Genomic DNA, 1534 nt, shown 5'->3' with positions numbered 1-1534 from the left:
TTAAGCGATAACCGGAAGGAAAAGATCAGGCAGATATAGATGGTGTGCATCGCAGACCTGGTGCCGCCAAAACATAACTTGCGGGACATAGACCGGGCCATAGACTTCGGGTTCATCTACGACGAGGTGCGTGAGCTGTACTGCGCCGACAACGGTCGTCCTTCTATCGACCCTGTGGTGTTATTCAAAATTGTATTGCTGCAATACACCTTCGGTATACGTTCCATGCGCCAGACCATCCGGGAAATAGAGGTCAACATGGCGTACCGCTGGTTTCTGGGGTACGGCATGACGGAGCCGGTACCCCATTTCACCACCTTTGGCAAGAATTATCTGCGCCGTTTCGCCGGCACCGACATTTTTGAGAAGATATTCGGTAAAATCCTTACGGAAGCGGTAGCGGCGGGGTTTGTGGATGCCGGTGCTGTGTTCATCGACGCGACCCACATCAAGGCCAACGCCAACAACCATAAATATACCAACGAAGTCGTCAAGAAAGAGGCGAGGCATTACCAGGACGAGCTGGAAAAGGAGATCGAGCGAGATCGGGCGGCGCACGGAAAGAAGCCGCCCAAACCGCCCGGGGACGGGGGGGAACCGCCTGTCAAAACGGTAAAACAGAGCACCACCGACCCGGAATGCGGCCTGTTCCACAAGGGGGAGCACAAAAAGGAGTTCGCTTACACGACCCATGTCGCCTGTGACAGGCACGGTTTTGTGCTGGGTGCGGAGGTATCCGCCGGGAATGTCCACGACAGCGTGATGTTTGACGGATTGTATCGCAAGGTTTTGGCGAAGTTCCCGGAAATCAAAATGGCGGTGCTGGACAGCGGTTACCGCACGCCCTGGATCATGAAGCAGATTTTCGACAGCGGCAGACTGCCCAGCGTGCCCTACAAGCGTCCCATGACAAAAGAAGGTTTTTTCAAGAAGTATGAGTATGTATATGACGAGCATTACGATTGTTATCTTTGCCCGAATGACCAGGTATTGAAATACAGCACGACCAACCGGGACGGCTACCGGGAGTACAAGAGCAATCCTGCCATATGCAAGAGTTGCCCGCACAGGAGGCAGTGCACCGAGAGCAAAGGCTGCCAAAAGGTCATCCCACGCCATGTCTGGGAAGAATACATGGAACGTGCGGAGGATGTGAGGCACACGCCGGAGGGGCGGGAAGTCTACAAGCGGCGAAAGGAAACGATAGAACGCGTATTCGCCGATGCGAAGGTGAAGCACGCAATGCGCTTCACACAATACAGAGGTTTGGCGAGGCTGAGGATGCAGGTCTTGTTGACTTTTTCATGCATGAATCTCAAGAAACTTGCAACCTGGAAGCGGAGAAATGGCGCGTTTTCAACGGTTTTATTCGTATTCCTGCCGTTTATGTTCAATTTCGTGCCCGATGTGAAAAAGCCCGCTCAGGTTTTGCCTTGAACGGGCTTTTTCTTCGGTCTGAGGGAGGGGTGAGAGCCCCTCCCTTTATCGTTTTGGTGGTCAGTCTTTTTCGTAGGCCGCCGGGGCGCGGTTGGCC

Annotated in this window: 1 pseudogene; it reads left to right on the top strand. The window is 53.8% G+C overall.

The window, feature by feature from the left end:
* A pseudogene (locus tag GX147_09400) lies at nt 1-1335 on the top strand (IS1182 family transposase).
* Nucleotides 1336-1534: the final 199 nt, after the last annotated feature.

Source organism: Deltaproteobacteria bacterium, assembly GCA_012522415.1.
GTDB lineage: Bacteria > Desulfobacterota > Syntrophia > Syntrophales > JAAYKM01 > JAAYKM01.
The sequence above is the reverse complement of the archived record's forward strand: the minus strand, read 5'-3'. Positions and strand labels throughout refer to the sequence as shown.